The organism is Pseudomonas khavaziana, assembly GCF_019145205.1.
Taxonomy (GTDB): domain Bacteria; phylum Pseudomonadota; class Gammaproteobacteria; order Pseudomonadales; family Pseudomonadaceae; genus Aquipseudomonas; species Aquipseudomonas khavaziana.
The window spans coordinates 1-264 of the sequence record NZ_JAHSTT010000076.1; the positions used below are offsets into that span (position 1 = coordinate 1).

The 264-nt window shown below is 55.3% G+C and carries 1 protein-coding gene; it reads left to right on the top strand.

The features are described 5' to 3' along the window. Positions 1–264 (top strand): immunoglobulin-like domain-containing protein (locus KVH01_RS29600; RefSeq protein WP_217883817.1); only part of this gene is annotated, 264 nt, incomplete at both ends.

Sequence of the window (264 nt, forward strand, 5' to 3'; positions counted from 1 at the left end):
AACGGCGCACCGGTGACCAACATCAACAATCCGCTCACTGTCACTCTCGATAATGGCCAGACCATCACTATCGGTGTGAACCAGTCGAGCGGCACTGTTTCGGTCTTGGCACCGGATGATGTGTACAAAGGCGACCAGACTGTCACCACCGCCATCAAAGGCGTGACCGGTGGTGAGCATTTCGAAAATCTGGTTCCAGGTACTGCGGCGGTTAACACCACCGTCACCGATACTCCAGGTACCGATAACACCACGACGGTCACA